Source organism: Psychromonas arctica (assembly GCF_038155225.1).
GTDB classification, from domain to species: domain Bacteria; phylum Pseudomonadota; class Gammaproteobacteria; order Enterobacterales; family Psychromonadaceae; genus Psychromonas; species Psychromonas arctica_B.
In genome coordinates this window covers 1-269 of the sequence record NZ_JBAKBA010000133.1, presented here as the reverse complement: position 1 = coordinate 269, position 269 = coordinate 1, and the positions used below count along the sequence as shown (strand labels likewise).

Genomic DNA, 269 nt, shown 5'->3' with positions numbered 1-269 from the left:
AACTATCACTAAATTTGGGACAGACAGCCGCTATTATTTGATGGTTAGAGGGTGGTTAGTACAAAAGGTAAGGGGAACTGATAGTCGGTTACAATCACAAAACTCACAAAGTAAACGAGAGGTGTTAGTGACTGAGGTTGATGCTTTAAATCAAGGTATTCGAGCCATTGATTTAGAGTAGATGAAATCTAAGCTATTATATTTAAAAAAGCTTAGGGTGTAAGTTGAGCCTAATCGCTAATATGCTGTTATTTATTGAATGCTTTTTA

General features: G+C 35.3%; 1 pseudogene. It reads left to right on the top strand.

From position 1 onward, the window contains the following. Nucleotides 1-181, top strand: a pseudogene (locus V6255_RS18065) (hypothetical protein); the annotation flags it as partial. Nucleotides 182-269 lie beyond the last annotated feature (88 nt).